19 protein-coding genes are annotated in these 20,626 nt (G+C 70.9%); 16 read left to right on the top strand and 3 right to left on the bottom strand.

Annotated elements, in window-relative coordinates; translation table 11 throughout:
- Window positions 1–71 precede the first annotated feature (71 nt).
- Entirely contained in the window at window positions 72–1,874 is a 1,803-nt protein-coding gene (locus tag KUM44_RS18425; RefSeq protein WP_217209098.1) for a glycoside hydrolase family 15 protein, read from the bottom strand.
- 500 nt (window positions 1,875–2,374) lie between these two features.
- Here KUM44_RS18425 and KUM44_RS18420 point away from each other — a divergent pair, with 500 nt between their 5' ends.
- The 13 genes from KUM44_RS18420 to KUM44_RS18360 all read left to right on the top strand — a co-directional run bounded on the left by KUM44_RS18420 (window position 2,375) and on the right by KUM44_RS18360 (window position 16,934).
- On the top strand, window positions 2,375–4,042 hold the full coding sequence (locus KUM44_RS18420; protein ID WP_217209069.1) for a CTP synthase: 1,668 nt from the start codon (window positions 2,375–2,377) through the stop codon (window positions 4,040–4,042).
- A gap of 82 nt (window positions 4,043–4,124) precedes the next feature.
- On the top strand, window positions 4,125–4,751 hold the full coding sequence (locus KUM44_RS18415; RefSeq protein WP_217209066.1) for an NUDIX hydrolase: 627 nt from the start codon (window positions 4,125–4,127) through the stop codon (window positions 4,749–4,751).
- A gap of 325 nt (window positions 4,752–5,076) precedes the next feature.
- Window positions 5,077–7,164 carry a tetratricopeptide repeat protein gene (locus KUM44_RS18410; RefSeq protein WP_217209064.1) on the top strand — a complete coding sequence of 696 codons (2,088 nt, stop codon included), beginning with the start codon at window positions 5,077–5,079 and terminating at the stop codon, window positions 7,162–7,164.
- Window positions 7,165–7,299: 135 nt separating this feature from the next.
- Window positions 7,300–8,424 (top strand): alanine dehydrogenase, encoded by a 1,125-nt coding sequence (ald, locus tag KUM44_RS18405; RefSeq protein WP_217209062.1) that lies wholly within the window; start codon window positions 7,300–7,302, stop codon window positions 8,422–8,424.
- 411 nt (window positions 8,425–8,835) lie between these two features.
- Window positions 8,836–9,972, top strand: coding sequence for a ParA family protein (locus KUM44_RS18400; protein WP_078916304.1), 1,137 nt, complete (start codon window positions 8,836–8,838; stop codon window positions 9,970–9,972).
- A complete protein-coding gene (locus KUM44_RS18395; protein ID WP_217209060.1) occupies window positions 9,957–10,571 on the top strand; it encodes a hypothetical protein in 615 nt (204 codons plus the stop codon). Before KUM44_RS18400 ends, KUM44_RS18395 begins: the two co-directional genes overlap by 16 nt.
- Window positions 10,572–10,589: 18 nt before the next feature.
- Window positions 10,590–11,825: a ScpA family protein gene (locus KUM44_RS18390; RefSeq protein WP_217209058.1), complete on the top strand. Its 1,236-nt coding sequence runs from the start codon at window positions 10,590–10,592 to the stop codon at window positions 11,823–11,825.
- The gene (gene scpB / locus KUM44_RS18385) at window positions 11,822–12,475 is read left to right on the top strand and encodes an SMC-Scp complex subunit ScpB (protein ID WP_217209057.1); all 654 of its coding nucleotides are present in this window, start codon (window positions 11,822–11,824) and stop codon (window positions 12,473–12,475) included. Before KUM44_RS18390 ends, scpB begins: the two co-directional genes overlap by 4 nt.
- Window positions 12,475–13,596, top strand: a complete 1,122-nt coding sequence (locus tag KUM44_RS18380; RefSeq protein WP_217209056.1) for a pseudouridine synthase — start codon at window positions 12,475–12,477, stop codon at window positions 13,594–13,596. The genes scpB and KUM44_RS18380 overlap by 1 nt, the downstream gene beginning before the upstream one ends.
- A 230-nt stretch (window positions 13,597–13,826) precedes the next feature.
- Entirely contained in the window at window positions 13,827–14,372 is a 546-nt protein-coding gene (locus KUM44_RS18375) for a TIGR03086 family metal-binding protein (protein WP_217209055.1), read from the top strand.
- Between the two features lie 73 nt (window positions 14,373–14,445).
- A complete protein-coding gene (locus KUM44_RS18370; protein ID WP_217209054.1) occupies window positions 14,446–15,162 on the top strand; it encodes an NUDIX domain-containing protein in 717 nt (238 codons plus the stop codon).
- Entirely contained in the window at window positions 15,159–16,181 is a 1,023-nt protein-coding gene (locus tag KUM44_RS18365; RefSeq protein ID WP_217209053.1) for an ADP-ribosylglycohydrolase family protein, read from the top strand. Before KUM44_RS18370 ends, KUM44_RS18365 begins: the two co-directional genes overlap by 4 nt.
- 3 nt (window positions 16,182–16,184) lie before the next feature.
- Window positions 16,185–16,934, top strand: coding sequence for a nucleotidyltransferase domain-containing protein (locus KUM44_RS18360; RefSeq protein ID WP_217209052.1), 750 nt, complete (start codon window positions 16,185–16,187; stop codon window positions 16,932–16,934).
- Here KUM44_RS18360 and KUM44_RS18355 read toward each other — a convergent pair.
- Window positions 16,860–17,603, bottom strand: a complete 744-nt coding sequence (locus KUM44_RS18355; protein ID WP_217209051.1) for a DNA polymerase beta superfamily protein — start codon at window positions 17,601–17,603, stop codon at window positions 16,860–16,862. The genes KUM44_RS18360 and KUM44_RS18355 overlap by 75 nt on opposite strands.
- Before the next feature lie 21 nt (window positions 17,604–17,624).
- Window positions 17,625–18,068: a Rieske (2Fe-2S) protein gene (locus KUM44_RS18350; RefSeq protein WP_217209049.1), complete on the bottom strand. Its 444-nt coding sequence runs from the start codon at window positions 18,066–18,068 to the stop codon at window positions 17,625–17,627.
- Between the two features lie 255 nt (window positions 18,069–18,323).
- Here KUM44_RS18350 and aroH point away from each other — a divergent pair, with 255 nt between their 5' ends.
- From aroH to cmk, 3 genes are all read left to right on the top strand, one after another.
- A complete protein-coding gene (gene aroH, locus KUM44_RS18345) occupies window positions 18,324–18,692 on the top strand; it encodes a chorismate mutase (protein WP_217209047.1) in 369 nt (122 codons plus the stop codon).
- Window positions 18,689–19,774 (top strand): prephenate dehydrogenase, encoded by a 1,086-nt coding sequence (locus KUM44_RS18340; RefSeq protein ID WP_217209045.1) that lies wholly within the window; start codon window positions 18,689–18,691, stop codon window positions 19,772–19,774. Before aroH ends, KUM44_RS18340 begins: the two co-directional genes overlap by 4 nt.
- A 114-nt stretch (window positions 19,775–19,888) precedes the next feature.
- Window positions 19,889–20,575: a (d)CMP kinase gene (cmk, locus tag KUM44_RS18335; RefSeq protein ID WP_217209043.1), complete on the top strand. Its 687-nt coding sequence runs from the start codon at window positions 19,889–19,891 to the stop codon at window positions 20,573–20,575.
- Window positions 20,576–20,626: the final 51 nt, after the last annotated feature.

Below are 20,626 nucleotides of genomic sequence, written 5' to 3'. Positions count from 1 at the left end.
GCAATCGCTTGCTTCCAGGTTAGGCGGGCGCGATACGGGCGTCCTGTCGAGCGCTGCGGCGGCCGCTCGGCTCAGCCCCCGTACGCCCCGGACGCCGTCAGCCGCAGCGCCGTGTCGATCAGCGGAACGTGGCTGAAGGCCTGCGGGAAGTTGCCGACCTGGCGCCGGAGGCGCGGGTCCCACTCCTCGGCCAGCAGACCGAGGTCGTTGCGCAGCGACAGCAGCTTCTCGAACAGCTTGCGGGCCTCGTCGACCCGGCCGATCATCGCCAGGTCGTCCGCCATCCAGAACGAGCAGGCGAGGAAGGCGCCCTCGTCGCCGGGGAGGCCGTCGACGCCCTCGTCGTCGCCCTGCGTCGGGTAGCGCAGGATGAACCCGTCCGAGGTGGACAGCTCGCGCTGGATCGCCTCGATGGTGCCGATGACGCGCTTGTCGTCGGGCGGCAGGAAGCCCATCTGCGGGATCAGCAGCAGCGAGGCGTCCAGCTCCTTCGAGCCGTACGACTGCGTGAAGGTGTTGCGCTCCTTGTCGTAGCCCTTCTCGCACACGTCCCGGTGGATGTCGTCGCGCAGCTCGCGCCACCGCTCCAGCGGGCCGTCGGCGTCGCCGGACTCGATGAGCTTGATGGTGCGGTCGACGGCGACCCAGGCCATCACCTTGGAGTGCACGAAGTGGCGGCGCGGTCCGCGCACCTCCCAGATGCCCTCGTCCGGCTCGTCCCAGTGGTCCTCCAGGTAGCGGATGAGCTTGAGCTGGAGCAGCGAGGCGTAGTCGTTGCGGGCCAGGCCCGTCATATGGGCCAGGTGCAGGGCCTCGGTGACCTCTCCGTAGACGTCCAGCTGGAGCTGGTGCGCGGCGCCGTTGCCGACCCGGACCGGCGCGGAGGCCTCATAGCCGGGCAGCCAGTCCAGCTCGGCCTCGCCCAGCTCGCGCTCGCCGGCGATGCCGTACATGATCTGGAGGTTCTCCGGGTCGCCCGCGACCGCCCGCAGCAGCCATTCGCGCCAGGCGCGGGCCTCCTCGCGGTAGCCGGTGCGCAGCAGCGAGGACAGGGTGATGGCCGCGTCGCGCAGCCAGGTGTAGCGGTAGTCCCAGTTGCGGACGCCGCCGATGTCCTCCGGCAGGGAGGTCGTCGGCGCGGCGACGATGCCGCCGGTCGGGGCGTACGTCAGCGCCTTCAGCGTGATCAGCGAGCGGATGACCGCCTCGCGGTAGGGGCCGTGGTACGTGCAGTGCTCGACCCACTCCCGCCAGAAGTCCTCCGTCGCCTCCAGCGACTGCTCCGGCTCCGGCAGCGCGGGCGGCTGCTTGTGCGAGGGCTCCCAGGAGATGGTGAACGCGATCCGCTCACCGGGGGCGACCGTGAAGTCCGAGTACGTCGTCAGCGACTTGCCGTAGGTCTCGGTCTCCGCGTCGAACCACACCGAGTCCGGACCGGCGACGGCGACCGTACGGCCCTCGTGCTTGTGCACCCACGGCACGACCCGGCCGTACGAGAAACGCATCCGCAGCGCCGAGCGCATCGGCACGCGGCCCGAGACGCCCTCCACGATCCGGATCAGCTGGGGCGCGCCGTCACGCGGGGGCATGAAGTCGATCACCCGGACCGTGCCGCGTGGCGTGTCCCACTCGGACTCCAGGATCAGGGAGTCGCCACGGTAGCTGCGCCGGGCCGCGGTGGGCGGCGGGGCGTCGGAGGCATGGGCGGGGCCGAGCCGCCAGAAGCCGTGTTCCTCGGTGCCCAGCAGCCCGGCGAAGATGGCATGCGAGTCGAAGCGGGGCAGGCACAGCCAGTCGACTGTGCCGTCCCGGCAGACCAGTGCCGCGGTCTGCATGTCTCCGATGAGTGCGTAGTCTTCGATGCGCCCGGCCACGTGCAACTCCAGTCGAACGGCCACGTCACCCCCTTCTCTGGCAAGGGGGCTCTCGCTTGGTGCGGTCAAGGGGTGGGTTTTGTCATGCGTCGTTGAGCGATGAAGCAAAGCAGTCGTCTCGGCCGTGAGGCAAAACGACAGTCTCTTCTCGACGATCTCTGCTCAACGAACTGACGAGCTCTCGTTGTTCCGGTGGTTACGGGCGAGGGGTGGTGCCGTGTTACCGGCCGGGCCCGGCAGCGAATGTCCGAGCAGGATACGACGCACGCAGATGATCTGCGTGCCGCTCCGGGCAACCCGGGTCGGCCGAACGGGTGAGCAGGGGGTGAGCGATGGGTGGGAAACCGGTGCGGCGTGCGGATCCGTGCCGACTCGTGTGCGGAGCGTGGCCGGAAGCCATCGGTCCTAGTCGCTGATACCCTGGTAGCCCGTGGACCGGTGGGCGTGAAGACCCCCGAACCGCACTTCAAGATCGCGACCACGGGAGCCCCCTCTTGGCCATGCCAAAATCCACGACGACCAAGCACATCTTCGTCACCGGGGGTGTCGCCTCCTCGCTCGGCAAGGGCCTGACGGCCTCCAGCCTCGGCATGCTCCTCAAGGCGCGGGGTCTGCGCGTCGTGATGCAGAAGCTCGACCCGTACCTCAATGTCGACCCTGGCACGATGAACCCCTTCCAGCACGGCGAGGTGTTCGTCACCAACGACGGTGCCGAGACCGACCTGGACATCGGCCACTACGAGCGCTTCCTCGACCGTGACCTGGACGGCTCGGCGAACGTCACCACCGGCCAGGTGTACAACACCGTGATCGCCAAGGAGCGGCGCGGCGAGTACCTCGGCGACACCGTGCAGGTCATCCCGCACATCACCAACGAGATCAAGCACCGCATCCGCCGCATGGCGACCGACGAGGTCGACGTCGTCATCACGGAGGTCGGCGGCACGGTCGGCGACATCGAGTCGCTGCCGTTCCTGGAGACCGTCCGCCAGGTCCGTCACGAGGTCGGTCGTGACAACGTCTTCGTCGTCCACATCTCGCTCCTGCCGTACATCGGCCCCTCGGGAGAGCTGAAGACGAAGCCGACCCAGCACTCGGTTGCGGCGCTGCGCAACATCGGTATCCAGCCAGACGCGATCGTGCTGCGCTGCGACCGTGAGGTGCCGACCGCGATCAAGCGCAAGATCAGCCTGATGTGCGACGTCGACGAGGCGGCCGTGGTCGCCTGCCCCGACGCCCGCTCGATCTACGACATCCCGAAGACCGTGCACGGCGAGGGCCTGGACGCCTATGTCGTCCGCAAGCTGGACCTGCCGTTCCGCGACGTGGACTGGACGACCTGGGACGACCTGCTCGACCGCGTCCACAACCCCGACCACGAGATCACCCTCGCCCTGGTCGGCAAGTACATCGACCTGCCCGACGCCTACCTCTCGGTCACTGAGGCGCTGCGCGCGGGCGGCTTCGCCAACAAGGCCCGCGTGAAGATCAAGTGGGTCACCTCCGACGACTGCAAGACCCCGGCCGGCGCCAGGCAGCAGCTCTCCGACGTCGACGGCATCTGCATCCCGGGCGGCTTCGGCGACCGCGGCGTGCTCGGCAAGGTCGGCGCGATCAAGTACGCCCGCGAGAACCGGATCCCGCTGCTCGGCCTGTGCCTGGGCCTCCAGTGCATCGTGATCGAGGCGGCCCGCAACCTCGCCGACATCGGCGACGCCAACTCCACCGAGTTCGACCCGGCGACCGGCCACCCGGTCATCTCCACCATGGCCGAGCAGCTCGACATCGTCGCCGGTGAGGGCGACATGGGCGGCACCATGCGGCTCGGCATGTACCCGGCGAAGCTGGCCGAGGGCTCGATCGTGCGCGAGGTGTACGACGGCAAGGAGTACGTCGAGGAGCGGCACCGTCACCGGTACGAGGTCAACAACGCCTACCGGGCGGAGCTGGAGAAGAAGGCCGGCATCCTGTTCTCCGGTACGTCGCCCGACGGCAAGCTCGTGGAGTACGTGGAGTACCCGCGCGAGGTCCACCCTTACCTGGTGGCCACGCAGGCCCACCCCGAGCTGCGCTCGCGCCCGACGCGCCCGCACCCGCTGTTCGCCGGGCTGGTGAAGGCAGCCGTCGAACGCCAGCAGGGCGACGGCGCAGGCAAGAATTCGAAGTAACACGACAGTTGTACGGTGGCCGGGGTGCAAACCTTCAAAGGTGGGCACCCCGGTTTTCTTTGCGCACGTGGAAGGGCAGGGCATGACGATCAAGGACACCCCCGAGGAGTGGGAGATCCGGGCGACGGAGACCCCCTTCGTGGGCAACAAGACCTCCGTCCGCACGGACGACGTGGTCATGCCCGACGGCTCGGTGGTGCGACGCGACTACCAGGTCCACCCGGGCTCGGTGGCCGTCCTCGCCCTGGACGCCGAGGACCGCGTCCTGCTCATCAAGCAGTACCGTCACCCGGTGCGGCAGAAGCTGTGGGAGATCCCGGCCGGGCTGCTCGACATCCCCGGCGAGAACCCGCTGCACGCCGCGCAGCGCGAGCTGTACGAGGAGGCCCACGTCAAGGCCGAGGACTGGCGGGTGCTGACGGACGTCTACACCACCCCCGGCGGCTGCGACGAGGCCGTACGGATCTTCCTCGCCCGTCATCTGTCCGAGGCGGACGGCGACCGCTTCGAGGTCGAGGACGAGGAGGCCGACATGGAGCACGCGCGCGTGCCGGTCGATGAGCTGGTGCGGGCGGTGCTCGCGGGGGAGCTGCACAACAACTGCCTTGTCGTGGGCGTGCTGTCGCTGGTCGCGGCGAGGGCCTCCGGCGGGGTGGACGGGTTGCGGCCGGCTGAGGCGGCTTGGCCTGCGAGGCCCTTCGAGGAGTGAGCGCCCCGCTGGGGAGCCATGCGGGTGCGCGCCGTGGGTGCGGTGATCTTGCCGGCTGCCGCGCCGTCGTGGCTGGTCGCGCCCACGCGGCGGAGCCGCATACCGACACAGCCCCGCGGCCCTGGGGCGTTGCCGTGACGCCCGTTGGAGAGTGCCGGTCCCGCCACCTGCTGGAGAGTGCCGGTCCTACCATCTGCTGATCCGGTCGGGGGATGTGTCCGCCGTGCTGCGCCCGGATCGTCGCAGAGCGTGAACTAGGCTCGGGACACGCCCGAACCGGAGTCCCGGCGGGCTTGCGCGTGCGGTGGGACGGGAGTGTGGCCCCGTGACGGATCAGGTCGTGGACACAGGCGGCGTGCAGGTGTTCGCCCAGGCTTCCGCCGCGCACCAATTCCTGGGCCGTACCCGCGAATTGAAGGAGCTCCGCGCCGACATCGAGCGCGCGGGCCTGGACACCCTCTCGGGCCGCAAGGCGCCACGCGCGCGCGTGCTGCTCATCGCGGGGCGTCCCGGCTCGGGCCGCACGGCGCTCGCCGAGGAGCTTGTACGGCAGGTGGCGGACCGTTACGCCGACGGTGTGCTGCGCGCCCGTCTGAGCGAGCCCGACGGCACCCCCGTCCCCGTCGAGCGCACCGCCCGCGAACTGCTCACCGCCCTGGACCGGCCCGCCCCGGCCGGCGCCGCCGAGGACGACCTGACGGCGGAGCTCCGCGAGACCCTCGCCGAGCGCAAGGTCCTGTTGCTGCTCGACGACGCGGCCGAGTCCGAGCAGGTCGACTCGCTGCTGCCGGACAGCCCGGAGTGCCTGGCCGTCGCCGTCTCGCACGGTCCGCTGACCGGGATCTCGGACGTGCGGCCCTGCACGCTCGGCGGCCTGGACACCAAGTCGGCGGTGGAGCTGCTGTCCCGGCACGCCGGCTCGGTCCGCATCACCGTCGACCCGCGGGCCGCCGAGGGACTCGTCGAGGTGTGTCAGGGCCAGCCGGCCGCGCTGACGCTGGCCGGCCGCTGGCTCGCCGCCCGCCCCAAGGTGGCCGTCTCCGACCTGGCCAAGCAGCTGCGGGCCGAGGGCGAGGAGGGCACACCGCTCAGCCGGGTCTTCCGCCTCGTCCACGGCGCCCTGTCGACGCCCGCGGCCCGGATACTGCGGCTGCTCACCCTCGCCCCGGGCGGCGTCGTCGACCCGCACACCGCCTCCGCGCTGGCCGGCTGCTCGGTGGACGGCGCCCGCGCCACCCTGGACGACATCGTCGCCCTCGGCCTGCTGCACGCCGTGGACTCGCCGCTGCCGCAGTACGAGGTCCCGGCGTGTCTGTACCCGTTGCTGAAGGCCCTCACCGAGACCCAGGACCGTCCCGCCGAGCTCCAGCTCGCCCGCGCCCGGATGCTGGAGCGGACCGTACGGCTGCTCCAGTCCTGCCGGGCGATCACCGAGACGGACAGCCCCGAGACCCGTCAGAAGCTCCTCGGCATGCCCCAGGCCCTGCGCTTCCCCAACCCGCGGGCCGCCGCCGAGTGGCTGGGCATCCGCAGGCCCGCCCTGCTGGCCTCGGCCCGTGCCGCGGTCGCCGACGGCGAGCTGGACACCCTCGCCCGCCGTCTGATGTCCCAGCTGGTCCGGGCGATGGTCGCGCACTTCGGCACCCAGGAGGCCGCCGCCGACCTGTACGGCATCCACAGCCTCGTCCTCGACGTCGCCGAGCGCCGGAAACTGCCCCGCGAGAAGGCCGCCGCGCTGCTGAACCTCGGCGATCTCGACGCCCGGACGGGGCGTACGCGCGAGGCGCTGGTGCGGTACCGGGCCGCACTGGACGCCGGATGGGAGGCGAACGACCCGTATGCGACCGGCCGTGCGATGGAATCCGTAGGTGGTGCCCATCTGGAGCTCGGGGACTACGACCGGGCCGCCGACTGGTTCGGCCGCGCGCTCGCCCAGCGGCTGGCCCGGGGGGAGCGGGCGGACGCGGCCCGGCTGTACGGCCGTATCGGCGAGGCGCACACCTATGCGGGCCGGTACGGCGACGCGCTGCGCAACTGGCGGGCGGCCATCGCCGGGCACCGCAAGAACGGCGATGTCGCCGGGCACGCACGGGCGTTGAGCGAGCTGGCCCGGGTCCAGGAGTACGCCGGCCGGCCCGAGGAGTCGCTGCGTACCTGCCAGGAGGCGGTGGAGTGGGCACGGCGCGCGGAGGACGTACGGCTCCAGGGTGCCCTGCATCTGCGGCTCGCCGACACGCTGGACCATCTCGGGGACTCATCGGCGGCGCAGCTGCACCGGGGCGCGGCCGAGCGGATGCTGGGAGAGGAGCCTCGGGAGTCCGATGCGGCCGTGCCTGAGCCCGGGCAAGACGCTTTCGAGCCGGAACATGACGCTAACGCCTGCGAAATCCGTAGTACATCCACTGAAGATTGATGCAATGAAAGGCTAGACAGCGGGAACACCTTCATTAGACTGGCTCTGCCGCACCTTCTCCTGCGGTGTACCCCGGTGTGCCCCCGCATGCCTGGGAATGTCATGCAATGCCCCACACCCTCTGAGCCAAGGACCGTGATCGACGTGAAGGTCGGCATCCCCCGCGAGGTCAAGAACAACGAGTTCCGGGTGGCCATCACCCCCGCAGGCGTGCACGAGCTGGTGCGCCACGGCCACCAGGTCGTCATCGAGCAGGGCGCCGGTGTCGGCTCGTCGATCCCGGACAGCGAGTACGTCGCCGCAGGCGCCCAGATCCTGCCGACCGCCGACGAGGTGTGGGCCGCCGCGGACCTGCTGCTGAAGGTCAAGGAGCCCATCGCCGAGGAGTACCACCGTCTCCGCAAGGACCAGACGCTCTTCACCTACCTGCACCTGGCCGCCTCCAAGGAGTGCACGGACGCCCTCGTCGAGTCCGGCACCACGGCGATCGCCTACGAGACGGTCGAGCTGCCCTCCCGGGCCCTGCCGCTGCTCGCCCCCATGTCCGAGGTGGCCGGCCGGCTCGCCCCGCAGGTCGGCGCCTACCACCTGATGCGCGCCGGCGGCGGCCGCGGTGTGCTGCCCGGCGGCGTCCCGGGCGTGCCGGCCGGCAAGGCCGTCGTCATCGGCGGTGGCGTCTCCGGCTGGAACGCCGCGCAGATCGCCATCGGCATGGGCTTCCACGTGACCCTGCTCGACAAGGACATCAACAAGCTCAAGGAGGCGGACAAGATCTTCGGCACGAAGATCCAGACCGTCGTCTCCAACGCCCTGGAGCTGGAGAAGGCCTGCCTCGAGGCCGACCTCGTCATCGGCGCCGTCCTCATCCCGGGCGCCAAGGCCCCGAAGCTGGTCACCAATGAGCTGGTCTCCCGGATGAAGCCGGGAAGTGTCCTTGTCGACATCGCGATCGACCAGGGCGGATGCTTCGAGGACTCGCACCCCACCACGCACGCCGAGCCGACCTTCCCCGTCCACAACTCGGTCTTCTACTGCGTCGCCAACATGCCGGGTGCGGTGCCCAACACCTCCACCTACGCGCTCACCAACGCCACGCTGCCCTACATCCTGGAACTCGCCAACCGGGGCTGGGTGGAGGCGCTGCGCCGTGACGCCGCGCTGGCCAAGGGCCTCAACACGCATGACGGCAAGGTGGTTTACCGGGAGGTCGCGGAGGCGCACGGCCTGGAGCACGTGGAGCTCGAGACGCTGCTCGGCTGAGCCGTTCGGAAGCCCGATCGGCTAAGTCACTTTCTGGTAAAGGCGATACGTCAACACGAGTCGTCAACCGAACGCACCCGGCCGGACCTTGCCCAAAAAGGTCCGGCCGGATGTGTGTATGGTCACTTTGCGTCTCTCGGTCAACTCGCCTCGAACGCAACCCTTCGCCCGATTCGCACACCCGTGAAACCTGCTGTGCGACGGCCGTACGCCCTTGACAGCGGGATGTTTCATTGTCGACACATCTGCTCGGTCCGGCGGATTGTGTTGCTGCGGACCACCGACACGCCATAGAGTCGCCGACTGTCGGCATGGTGCCACGCTGACCTGTCTAGAAGTTTCCTGGTCACCAAGGAGGTAAGACGACTTGTGAATGAGTCGACATTTTCTCCCGGGGGTGGTCAACCAGGAATGCCGGTACGGGGCCAGGGTCCCGCGGGATTCGAGGCTGTCGGCTCCGTTGCGGTGCGCACCTTCGCAGCCCACCAGAGTCACCAGATCTCAGGGTTGACTCAGACAGCACACCAGAGCATGGATGGCCATCACGTGAACGCCATGGCCGGCGACGGAAGTGGCGCGCCCCACAACCAATTCGCCGACTACGACGAACTGCCCGACGGGCACTTCTACGACCCCGACGCGGAGTACGAGCCCGACCCCGAGTACGCGGCCACCCTCGCGCCCGACGCTGCCCGTCAGCGCCGTGAGCGCATCGGCCCGACCGGGCGTCCGCTGCCGTACTTCCCGATCCCGGGTCCGCTGACCGACCACGGCCCCGCGAAGATCATCGCGATGTGCAACCAGAAGGGCGGCGTCGGCAAGACGACGTCGACCATCAACCTGGGTGCGGCTCTCGCGGAATACGGACGCCGGGTCCTGCTCGTCGACTTCGACCCCCAGGGCGCGCTCTCGGTCGGACTCGGCGTCAATCCGATGGAGCTCGACCTCACGGTCTACAACCTGCTCATGGAGCGGGGCATGTCGGCCGACGAGGTGCTCCTGAAGACGGCGGTCCCCAACATGGACCTCCTCCCGAGCAACATCGACCTGTCCGCCGCCGAGGTCCAGCTGGTCAGCGAGGTCGCGCGCGAGTCGACGCTCCAGCGCGCCCTGAAGCCGCTGCTGCCCGACTACGACTTCATCGTGATCGACTGCCAGCCCTCGCTGGGCCTGCTCACGGTGAACGCGCTGACCGCCGCCCACAAGGTGATCGTGCCCCTGGAGTGCGAGTTCTTCGCCCTCCGAGGCGTGGCCCTGCTGACCGAGACCATCGAGAAGGTCCAGGAGCGGCTCAACCCGGAGCTGGAGCTCGACGGCATCCTGGCCACGATGTACGACTCGCGCACGGTCCACAGCCGTGAGGTGCTGGCCCGTGTGGTCGAGGCGTTCGACGACCACGTCTACCACACGGTCATCGGGCGCACGGTCCGCTTCCCGGAGACCACGGTCGCCGGTGAGCCGATCACCACGTACGCCTCCAACTCCGTCGGTGCCGCCGCCTATCGTCAGCTCGCCAGGGAGGTGCTCGCCCGGTGTCACGCCGAGTGAGTCTGCCGGGGGCCGACGAACTGTTCCGTACGACAGGGGGTATGGCACTCCAGCCGTCCACTCCCCGGCGCCCGGCCAACGGCGAGGCCCGGGTGCCGGCTCCCACGGGGGAGAGCGATCCCGCTGCCGCCGCTGAGGACGCGCCGCAGTCGGTGCCCGTGCAGGGCGGCGACGGGGACGGTGCGGAGCACATGGCGGCCGACACGGAGTCGGTCGACGCCGGTGAGTCGCGCATCCGTACCGCGGCCGCGGAGCGCTCCGCGCGACGTCAGGGGGCGCAGGAAGGTTCTGCCGGGGCGGGTGCCTCCGGCGGTTCCGCCGCTTCCGGTGCAGCCGCCTCCGCCGCCGCGCCGCGCAAGCGCGGGCGGTCGGCCTCGCGTCGGCCCAGTGGTCGCGAACGGCACGACGAGAAGATCACCGTGTACGTCTCCGCCGAGGAGCTCATGGATCTGGAGCACGCGCGTCTGGTGCTGCGGGGTGAGCACGGACTGGCCGTGGACCGCGGGCGGATCGTCCGGGAGGCGGTGGCCGTGGTGCTGGCCGATCTGGAGTCCCGCGGGGACGCGAGCATCCTCGTACGACGGCTGCGCGGGCGGTAGCGGTAGCCTGCGGGGGCCATGACCTCGAACGACGTTCCCGCCTCCGGCGCCGGTGCCTCCGGCGGGCGTCGGCGTGTGCTGGGGCGGGGCCCCGGGGCGGCACCTGTGGTTCCGTCGGCCGAGTCGTTTTCTCTGCCTCCTGCGGAGAGCTTGTCGGCGGCCGAGGTCGAGTCTCCGGCTGAGCCCGGTGGGCCGTCGTGCCCACCCGTTCCTCCCCCAGTGCCTGAAGGGCCTGGGGGGACCCCCGGCGGAACGCCTGCCCACAACGGCGGCGGCCGGCCCGATACCGAGCCGCAAGCGGTCGAACCGGAAGAACCCGCGCACGGCGAAGCCCAGGACACGGGCGGAACCCGGGACGCGGGCGATGCCCAGGACGCGGGCGATGCCCAGGACACGGGCGATGCCCAGGAGTCAGACCGAACCCAGGATCCCGGGGAGCCCGACGACGGTGTCTTCAAGGTCCGGCTCTCCAACTTCGAGGGCCCCTTCGATCTCCTCCTCCAGCTGATCTCCAAGCACAAGCTCGATGTCACCGAGGTCGCGCTGTCCAAGGTGACCGACGAGTTCATGGCGCACATCAGGGCCATGGGGCCGGACTGGGATCTGGACGAGACGACCGAGTTCCTGGTCGTCGCGGCCACGCTGCTCGATCTGAAGGCGGCCCGGCTGCTGCCCGCCGCCGAGGTGGAGGACGAGGCCGACCTCGCGCTGCTGGAGGCGCGGGACCTGCTGTTCGCACGGCTGCTCCAGTACCGGGCGTACAAACAGATCGCGGACATCTTCAGCCGCCGGCTCGACGACGAGGCGCGGCGCTATCCGCGGACCGTCGGGCTGGAGCCGCAGCACGCCGAGCTGTTGCCCGAGGTCGTCATCAGCATCGGGGCGGAAGGATTCGCCAAGCTCGCGGTCAAGGCGATGCAGCCCAGGCCCAAGCCGCAGGTCTACGTCGATCACATCCACGCGCCGCTGGTCAGCGTGCAGGAACAGGCCGGGATCGTCGTCGCGCGGCTGAAGGAACTCGGCGAGGCCAGCTTCCGGTCGCTCGTCGAGGACACCGACGACACCCTCACCGTCGTCGCGCGGTTTCTGGCCCTGCTGGAGCTCTACCGGGAGAAGGCCGTGGCCCTGGACCAGGAGACCGCGCTGGGGGAGCTCACCGTGCGCTGGACCGGTGGGGACGGGGACGAGACGCCCACGGTGACCGACGAGTTCGACCGGCCGCCCGAGCCGCCGAAGGAGGAGAAGAAGGCGTGAGTGAGCAGACCACCGAGCTTCCGGCCGGGCTGCGTACCGTCGCGGACCTCGACCTCAAGCCCGCCCTGGAGGCGATGCTCATGGTCGTGGACGAGCCCGCGACCGAGGAGCGACTCGCGAAGCTCCTGGAGCGGCCGCGCCGGCAGATCGCCGACGCCCTGCGGGAGCTGGCCGACGACTACGTCATGCAGGGGCGCGGCTTCGAGCTGCGGTTCGTCGCGGGCGGCTGGCGTTTCTACACCCGCCCCGAGTACGCGGCCGCCGTCGAGCGGCTGGTGCTGGACGGGCAGACCGCCCGGCTCACCCAGGCCGCACTCGAGACGCTCGCGGTCGTCGCGTACCGCCAGCCGGTCAGCCGCAGCCGCGTCTCGGCCGTGCGCGGAGTGAACTGCGACGGGGTCATGCGCACCCTCCTTCAGCGCGGGCTGGTCGAGGAGGCGGGCACGGAACCCGAAACAGGTGCGATCCTGTACACGACGACGAACTACTTCCTGGAGCGGATGGGCCTGCGCGGTCTGGACGAGCTCCCGGAGCTCGCGCCCTTCCTCCCGGAGGCGGAGGCGATCGAGGCCGAGACGCAGGAAGGAGTCCCGTCGTTCGATCCGGACGCTCCGGATTCCGAGGACGCAGACGACAAGACGGAACTTTGATGCGAAGCAGCAGCGGCAGGAACAGCAGCGGAAACAACGGCGGGAGCCGTGGTGGCAACAGCGGCGGCCGCGGCGGGAGCAGCGGTGGCCGCGGTAACTACCGTGGCGCCGGTAACAACCGCGACGACAAACAGGGCGGCCGGCCGAAGAAGCCGCGCCCGGAGGAGCGGCGCTACGACGTAGGCCCCGGCGCCACCCAGGACGGCCCGAAGTCGGGGCGCGGCGCCTCCGCGCGCGGCGGCGCCAAGGGCGGGCCCAGGCAGGGCCAGGGCACCGGGCGGGGCCGTTCGGCTCCGGCGACCTCCCGCGAGTACGACGCCAGGGCCGAGGAGCGCAACCGGGAGCGCTACGCGGGCAAGAAGGACGTCAAGCTGCCCAAGACCTTCCCGGGCGCCGAGCAGGAGGGCGAGCGGCTCCAGAAGGTGCTCGCGCGGGCCGGTTACGGCTCCCGGCGCGCCTGTGAGGAGCTCATCGAGCAGGCGCGGGTCGAGGTCAACGGCGAGATCGTGCTGGAGCAGGGCAAGCGGGTCGACACCGAGAAGGACGAGGTCAAGGTCGACGGCCTGACGGTCGCCACGCAGTCGTACCAGTTCTTCTCGCTCAACAAGCCCGCCGGTGTCGTCTCGACGATGGAGGACCCCGAGGGCCGTCAGTGCCTCGGCGACTACGTCACCAACCGCGAGACCCGCCTCTTCCATGTCGGCCGGCTCGACACCGAGACCGAGGGCGTCATCCTGCTCACCAACCACGGCGAGCTGGCCCACCGCCTCACCCACCCCAAGTACGGCGTCAAGAAGACCTACCTCGCCGCGATCGTGGGCCCGATCCCGCGCGACCTGGGCAAGAAGCTGAAGGACGGCATCCAGCTGGAGGACGGCTACGCGCGCGCGGACCACTTCCGGGTCGTCGAGCAGACCGGCAAGAACTACCTGGTCGAGGTCACCCTGCACGAGGGCCGCAAGCACATCGTGCGCCGCATGCTGGCGGAGGCGGGCTTCCCCGTCGAGAAGCTGGTGCGCACCTCTTTCGGGCCGATCACCCTCGGCGACCAGAAGTCGGGCTGGCTGCGGCGGCTGTCGAACACCGAGGTCGGCATGCTGATGAAGGAAGTCGATCTGTAGGTCGCCTCCAGTGTCGGCCGGTTCTGGATTCGTCCAGGACCGGCCGATTCGTTTTCGCCGCTCCGCCGGTCTGTATCCGTGACGGAGGGAGCGGGGATGAACTCGACAGCGGGGACAGCGGGGACAGCGGGGACAGCGGGGACAGCGGGGGCGGTGGGGATGCACACGGCCGGCCAGGAGGCGCCTCAGACGGCGCCTGAGCGGCCGCTGACGGGCGTGCGGGGGCTGTCATGAGCTCCGGGGAGCTGCTGGAGCGTTCGCTCGCCTACGCGCTGGGGAGCGTCGCCGACGTGGCGGCGGGGAGCCTCGGGCGCCGGACGCCGTGCGGCCGGTGGGACCTGGGGCAGCTGCTCGGGCATCTCGACGACTCCCTGGACGCGCTGTACGAAGGGCTGACGGGCGGGCGGATCGGGCCGTTCCCGCGGGCCGACCGGGCCTGTGGCTTCCGTACGCGCGCGTGCGCCGTGCTCGGTGCCTGGGCGGCGGGGCCCGCCGGGCAGCGGGTGCTGGTCGGGGAACGGCCGCTGGACGTACGGGTGCTGGGCGCTGTCGGTGCCGTCGAGATCGCCGTGCACGGGTGGGACGTCGCCCAGGCCTGCGGTCGGCCCAGGCCCATTCCGGTGTCGCTCGCGGCCGAGCTGCTCAACGTCGCCCGCTGTGTGGTCACCGAGGAGGACCGGGGCGTGCGGTTCGCGCCGCCGGTCGAGGTGCGGCCACGCGCGCGTGCCGACGTCCGGCTGCTGGGCTTCCTGGGTCGTCGCGAGTCCTTTGCCTGACCGGGGTTGTGCCGTTACCCCCACCCATTTATAGTCGTAGTGACTATTAATAATTCCAGGGGGTGGGGTTCGCATGGACTACGACAAGTACGCACACGAACCCTTCGCCGTCACCGCCGACCTGGCCGTCCTCACCATCCGGGCCGGCGTCCTGCACGTCCTGCTCGTGGAGCGCGGGCAGGAGCCCTACAAGGGCCACTGGGCCCTGCCCGGCGGATTCGTGCAGCCGGACGAGTCGGCGGAGACGGCGGCCCGGCGTGAACTCGCCGAGGAGACGGGCCTGTCGGACGTCTCCGGCCTGCACCTCGAGCAGTTGCGGACCTACAGCGAGCCCGACCGCGACCCCCGGATGCGAGTCGTCACGGTCGCCTTCACCGCCCTGCTGCCCCATCCGCCCGAACCGCACGGCGGCAGCGACGCGGCCCAGGCGCGCTGGGTGCCGTACGACACGGCCGGACCCCTCGCCTTCGACCACGACCGGATCCTGGCCGACGCCCACGACCGCGTCGGCGCCAAGCTGGAGTACACCGGCCTCGCCACCGCCTTCTGCCCGCCCGAGTTCACCCTCGGCGAGCTGCAACAGGTCTACGAGACGGTGTGGGGCACCGCCCTCGACCGGCCCAACTTCCGCCGCAAGGTCCTCGCCACACCGGGCTTCGTCGAAGCCGTGCCCGGTGCCGCCCGGCTGACCGGCGGCCGCGGCAAACCGGCCGCCCTCTACCGCGCGGGCACCGCCGCCGCCCTCCACCCGCCCCTGCTGCGGCCCACCCCGGAAGGACGCCCCGCATGACCACGACCACCGTCCGCAAGCGCGCCGCCACCGGCTCCCTGCTCGGCCTCGCCCTCGGGGACGCCCTCGGCTTCCCGACCGAGTTCGACGACGTGCCGTCGATCCTCGCCAAGTGCGGGCCGTGGGCCGAGATGGAGCTGCCGACGCCGGCGATCGTCACCGACGACACGCAGATGACGCTGGCGCTGGGGAAGGGGCTGCGCACGGCGATGGACCTGGGCGTGCTCGGGCCCGAGTCGATGGCCGAGCCGGTGCGTGCCGAGTTCGTCGCGTGGAGCCGCTCACCGGAGAACAACCGCGCCCCCGGCAACACCTGCCTGAGGGCCTGCGACCTGCTGGAGCGCGCGGACCTGCCCTGGCAGGACGCCAGCCAGATCGGCTCCAAGGGCTGCGGCGCCAACATGCGCGTCGCGCCGGTCGGGCTCGTCCCCGGCCTCAGCGACGAACAGCGGGCGGGCGCCGCCCAGTTGCAGTCAGCGCTCACCCACGGGCATCCGACGGCGCTCGCCGCGTCCGACCTGACCGCGCACGCCGTACGCCTCCTCGCGCAGGGCGCCGAGCCGACCGGGCTGGTCGGGCTGCTGCGGTCGTACGCCTACGAGAACCGCGGCCGCTACCACGAGCGCTGGCTCGGCGACCTGTGGACCCGCAGTCAGGACCCCAGCCCCGAGCACTTCGTCGCGCGCGGCTGGGACGAGTGCCTGGGCGTCCTGGACCGCCTTCAGGAGGCCGTGCGCACCGTCTCGCCCGAGACCGACCCGTGCCTGGCGACCGGTGAGGGCTGGATCGCCGAGGAGGCCATGGCCACGGGCCTGCTCTGCTTCCTGTGGTTCGTCGACGAGCCGCTGACGGCCCTGCGGCGGGCCGCCTGCACCGCCGGGGACTCGGACTCGATCGCCTGCCTGGCCGGTGCGTTCGCGGGCGCCCACCTGGGCGCCGACGCGTGGCCGACCAAGTGGGCGGACCGGATCGAGTACCGGGGTGACCTGCTGACCCTCGGAGCGCTCTGGGACGCTTGACGGATGATCGACGCCCCGGACATCGACCTCACGCCCGTCGTCGCCGAGCAGCCCGACCCGGTGCTGTTCGCGACGGTCTCCGGCGCGCACCTCTACGGCTTCCCGTCGCGCGACTCGGACGTCGACCTGCGCGGCGTCCACCTGCTGCCGACCGCCGACCTCGTCGGACTGCGGGAGCCGGACGAGACGCGGTCGCGGATGTGGGTGCGGGACGGCGTCGAGATGGACCTGGTCACCCACGACCTGCGCAAGTTCGTACGGCTGATGCTGCGGCGCAACGGCTATGTCCTGGAGCAGCTCCTGTCGCCGCTCGTCGTGCACACCACGGACGCCCACCGGGAGCTGGCTGAACTCGCGCCCGGCGTGCTCACCAGCCATCACGCTCATCACTACCGCGGGTTCGCCACCACCCAGTGGCGGCTGTTCGAGAAGACCGGGGAGCTCAAGCCGCTGCTCTACACCTTCCGGGTGCTGCTCACCGGCATCCATCTGATGCGCAGTGGTGAGGTGCAGCCGCATCTGCCGACGCTGATCGCGGGGGTCGGTGCTCCCACCTATCTGCCGGAGCTGATCGCGGCGAAGGCGGAGCGGGAGCACGGGGGCGCCGATGTCGACCACGCGCGCGTGGCGGCCGACATAGAGCGGCTGCACGGTGTGCTGGACGAGGCGCAGACCGCCTCAGCGCTGCCCGACGCCCCGAGCGCCTACGACGCCCTGCACGCCTTCGTCGTACGGACCCGGCTGGAGAGCTGACGCGCGGCGGACGCCGATCAGGAAGTCCTCGACCCGGCGGCGGTCCGGCTCGGCCGGGAGCGGGCTGCGGTGCGAGGCCTCCTCCGCCTCCCTCGCCAGACGGCTCATCCGGGACTCCACCTCCGGCCACGGGACCTCGCCGCGCTTGACCTCCAGCAGCGGCTCGCGCTGGTCGCCGACGTCGATCGTGAGGCGGCCGGTGCGCAGCAGGTCGCGGGCGCTCGTCAGGAGACGGAGGAGGTGCATCGCGTGCTTCCAGCGCGGGGCGCCGTGCGAGCGGACGTCCGCCTCCAGCTTCTTGCGCTGGCCCAGCGCGTAACGCGTGAACGTCTCCAGGGCCTGGCGGGACAGGAACGCCTCGCGCAGGGCGAGCAGCTCGCGGCCGGTGTCGTCGACGTACTCCACGAGCGGGGAGTGCAGGCACTCCAGGATGTTCGGGTTGGCCCGCAGGGCCAGCTCGCAGAAGCGTTCCAGTTCCCAGCTGAACTGTTCCTCCAGCGGGCCGTCGACATGCGTCGGCGGCTTCTCGAAGCGCCAGAAGAGGGGCGTCGGGGCGAGGAACACGCCGCGGCGGTCGGTGTCGCTGCCGTCCGTCGCCAGACCGAAGGCGCGCGAACCCATCACACAGGCGTAGATCGTGTGGTCGCGGACCAGGGTCTCGGGGCGCATGCCCGGAGCGTACGTGGCGGATCAGACCAGGCGGATCGAATTTCCGTCCACGGTGATCTTCTTCTCGGGCAGCGGCCGCGTCGCCGGAGGGTGGGCCACGGAGCCGTCCGTGATGTTGAACTTGCTGCCGTGGCACGGGCAGTTGATCGTGCCGTCCGCGACCGTCGCGACCGTGCACCGCTGATGCGTGCAGATGGCGGTGAAGGCCTTGAACTGGCCGGTCTCCGGCTGGGTCACCACCACCTTGTCGTCCGCGAAGATCGTGCCGCCGCCCACCGGGATCTCGGACGTGGTGGCCAGCTCCTTGCCTTCCTGGCCCGTCTGGCCGTCCTGGCCGGGGGAGGTGGTGGAGGTCGATGTCGAGTCGCCGTTGCCGTCGGAATCGCCACAGCCCGCGACGAGCGCCGTCGCGCCTGTCGCGCCCGTCGCGATGAGGATCGTGCGCCGCGTCGGACGGTAGGTCATGTCGTCACTCCGAAAGTGCGGAAGTCGCTCCGAGCGGAGCAACAGCATCTTCGCACTGAAAGCATCCATGAAGAAGCAACCTGGGGCATAGCGGAGGAAAACGCGTGTTTCGTACGTCAGGGATGGCGCCGGCCCGACCGGCCGGCCCTGCGGAGACCGGCTGTCTCAGCGGGCGGGCGGGATGCGTTCGTCGCACCCTGGCTGACTAGGCTGGACAGCCGAAGAGCGATCCGTACGTCAGCAAGGAGCAGCGCCGTGGCGGTACGAGCGGTCCGGGGGGCCGTCCAACTGGAGCGGGACGAGGCCGGCCACATGGACGAGCAGGTCGGAGCACTGCTCACCGCGATCCTGGAGCGGAACGGCCTCACCGCGGACGACCTGATCAGCGTCTGGTTCACGGCCACGCCCGATCTGCACAGCGACTTCCCGGCCGCCGCCGCCCGCAAGCTCGGCAGCGGCTTCGCGGACGTCCCGCTGATCTGCGCCCAGGAACTGGACATCGAGGGCGCCATGCCCCGTGTCGTACGGGTCCTCGCGCACATCGAGTCCGACAAGTCCCGCGCCGACATCGCGCACGTCTACCTCGGCGCCGCGGCCGCCCTGCGCAAGGACATCGCCCAGTGAGAACCGCACTCGTCATCGGCACCGGTCTCATCGGTACGTCCGCCGCCCTCGCGCTGGCCGGGCGGGGGGTCACCGTCCACCTCGCCGACCACGACCCCGAGCAGGCCCGGACCGCGGCCGCGCTCGGCGCCGGAACGGACGAGGCCCCCGAGAGCCCCGTGGACCTCGCGATCGTCGCCGCCCCGCCCGCGCACGTGGCCGGCGTCCTCGCCGACGTCATGCGCCGGGGCGTGGCCCGCGGCTACCTCGACGTCGCCAGCGTCAAGGGCGGGCCGCGGCGTGAGCTGGAGGCGCTCGGGCTCGACCTGTCGCCGTACATCGGTACGCACCCCATGTCCGGCCGGGAGAAGTCCGGGCCGCTGGCCGCGACCGGCGACCTCTTCGAGGGGCGGCCCTGGGTGCTCACGCCGACCCGGGACACCGACACCGAGGTGCTGAACCTCGCCCTGGAGCTGGTCTCGCACTGCCGCGCGGTGCCGGTGGTGATGGATGCCGACGCCCACGACCGTGCGGTCGCGCTCGTGTCCCACATGCCGCACCTGATGTCCAGCATGGTCGCCGCGCGGCTGGAGAACGCCGAGGAGGCGGCCGTACGGCTGTGTGGTCAGGGCATCCGTGATGTGACGCGGATCGCCGCGTCCGATCCCGGGATGTGGATCGACATCCTCTCCGCGAACCCCGGGCCCGTCGTCGATCTGCTCACGGACGTCGCCGCCGATCTGGAGGAGACGGTGCGGGCGCTGCGGGCGTTGCAGTCGTCCGACGAGGACAAGCGGGTGGAGGGCACGGTCGGTATCGAGAGTGTGCTGCGGCGGGGGAACGCGGGGCAGGTGCGGGTGCCCGGCAAGCACGGGGCCGCTCCGCGGGTCTACGAGGTCGTGGCCGTGCTCATCGACGACCAGCCGGGGCAGCTGGCCCGGATCTTCGCGGACGCGGGGCGGGCCGGGGTCAACATCGAGGACGTGCGGATCGAGCATGCGACGGGGCAGCAGGCGGGTCTGGTGCAGCTGATGGTGGAGCCCAAGGCGGCGCCGGTCCTGTCGGCGTCGTTGCGGGAGCGGGGCTGGGCGATCCGGCAGTAGCGGCTTCTCGCTCCAGGAGGGCGGCCGGACGAGTGACGCGCACCCAGTAACCTTGTGCGGGGCGCCCTCGCGTCCCCGTACTCCCGTCACACCGCATCTGGAAGGTGTCCCCCCGTGGAAAACGGTGCCGCCAAGCCCGTGATTGTCGCCATCGACGGCCCCTCCGGCACGGGCAAGTCGAGCACGTCGAAGGCCGTTGCCGCGCAGCTCGGGCTGAGCTACCTCGACACCGGTGCCCAGTACCGGGCGATCACCTGGTGGATGGTGGCCAACGGGATCGACATCGAGGACCCGTCCGCCATCGCCGCCGTGGCAGGCAAGCCCGAGATCGTCTCCGGTACCGAGCCGGGCAACCCGACGATCACCGTGGACGGTACCGACGTGGCCGGGCCGATCCGCACCCAGGAGGTCACCTCCAAGGTCAGCGCGGTCAGTGCCGTGCCGGAGGTGCGGGCGCGGATCACCGAGCTACAGCGCTCCCTGGCCAAGTCCGCGGAGACCGGGATCGTCGTCGAGGGCCGTGACATCGGTACGACCGTGCTCCCCGACGCCGACCTGAAGATCTTCCTCACCGCCTCCCCGGAGGCCCGCGCCGCCCGCCGCAGCGGTGAGCTGAAGGGCGCCGACGTCAACGCGACCCGGGAGGCGCTCATCAAGCGCGACGCGGCGGACTCCAGCCGCAAGACCTCGCCGCTCGCCAAGGCCGGCGACGCGGTCGAGGTGGACACCACCGAGCTCACGCTGTCGCAGGTCATCGAGTGCGTCGTCACGCTCGTCGAGGAGAAGCGGGCCGGGCAGTGACGCAGGCTTCGGAGCGGGGTGCCGAGGTCGGGCGGCGGATCGGCGTCGGCC

The organism is Streptomyces sp. AC550_RSS872 (genome assembly GCF_019049285.1).
Classification (GTDB): Bacteria; Actinomycetota; Actinomycetes; order Streptomycetales; family Streptomycetaceae; genus Streptomyces.
Note: the sequence above shows the minus strand (reverse complement) of the source record. Positions and strands in the feature narration are given on the sequence as shown.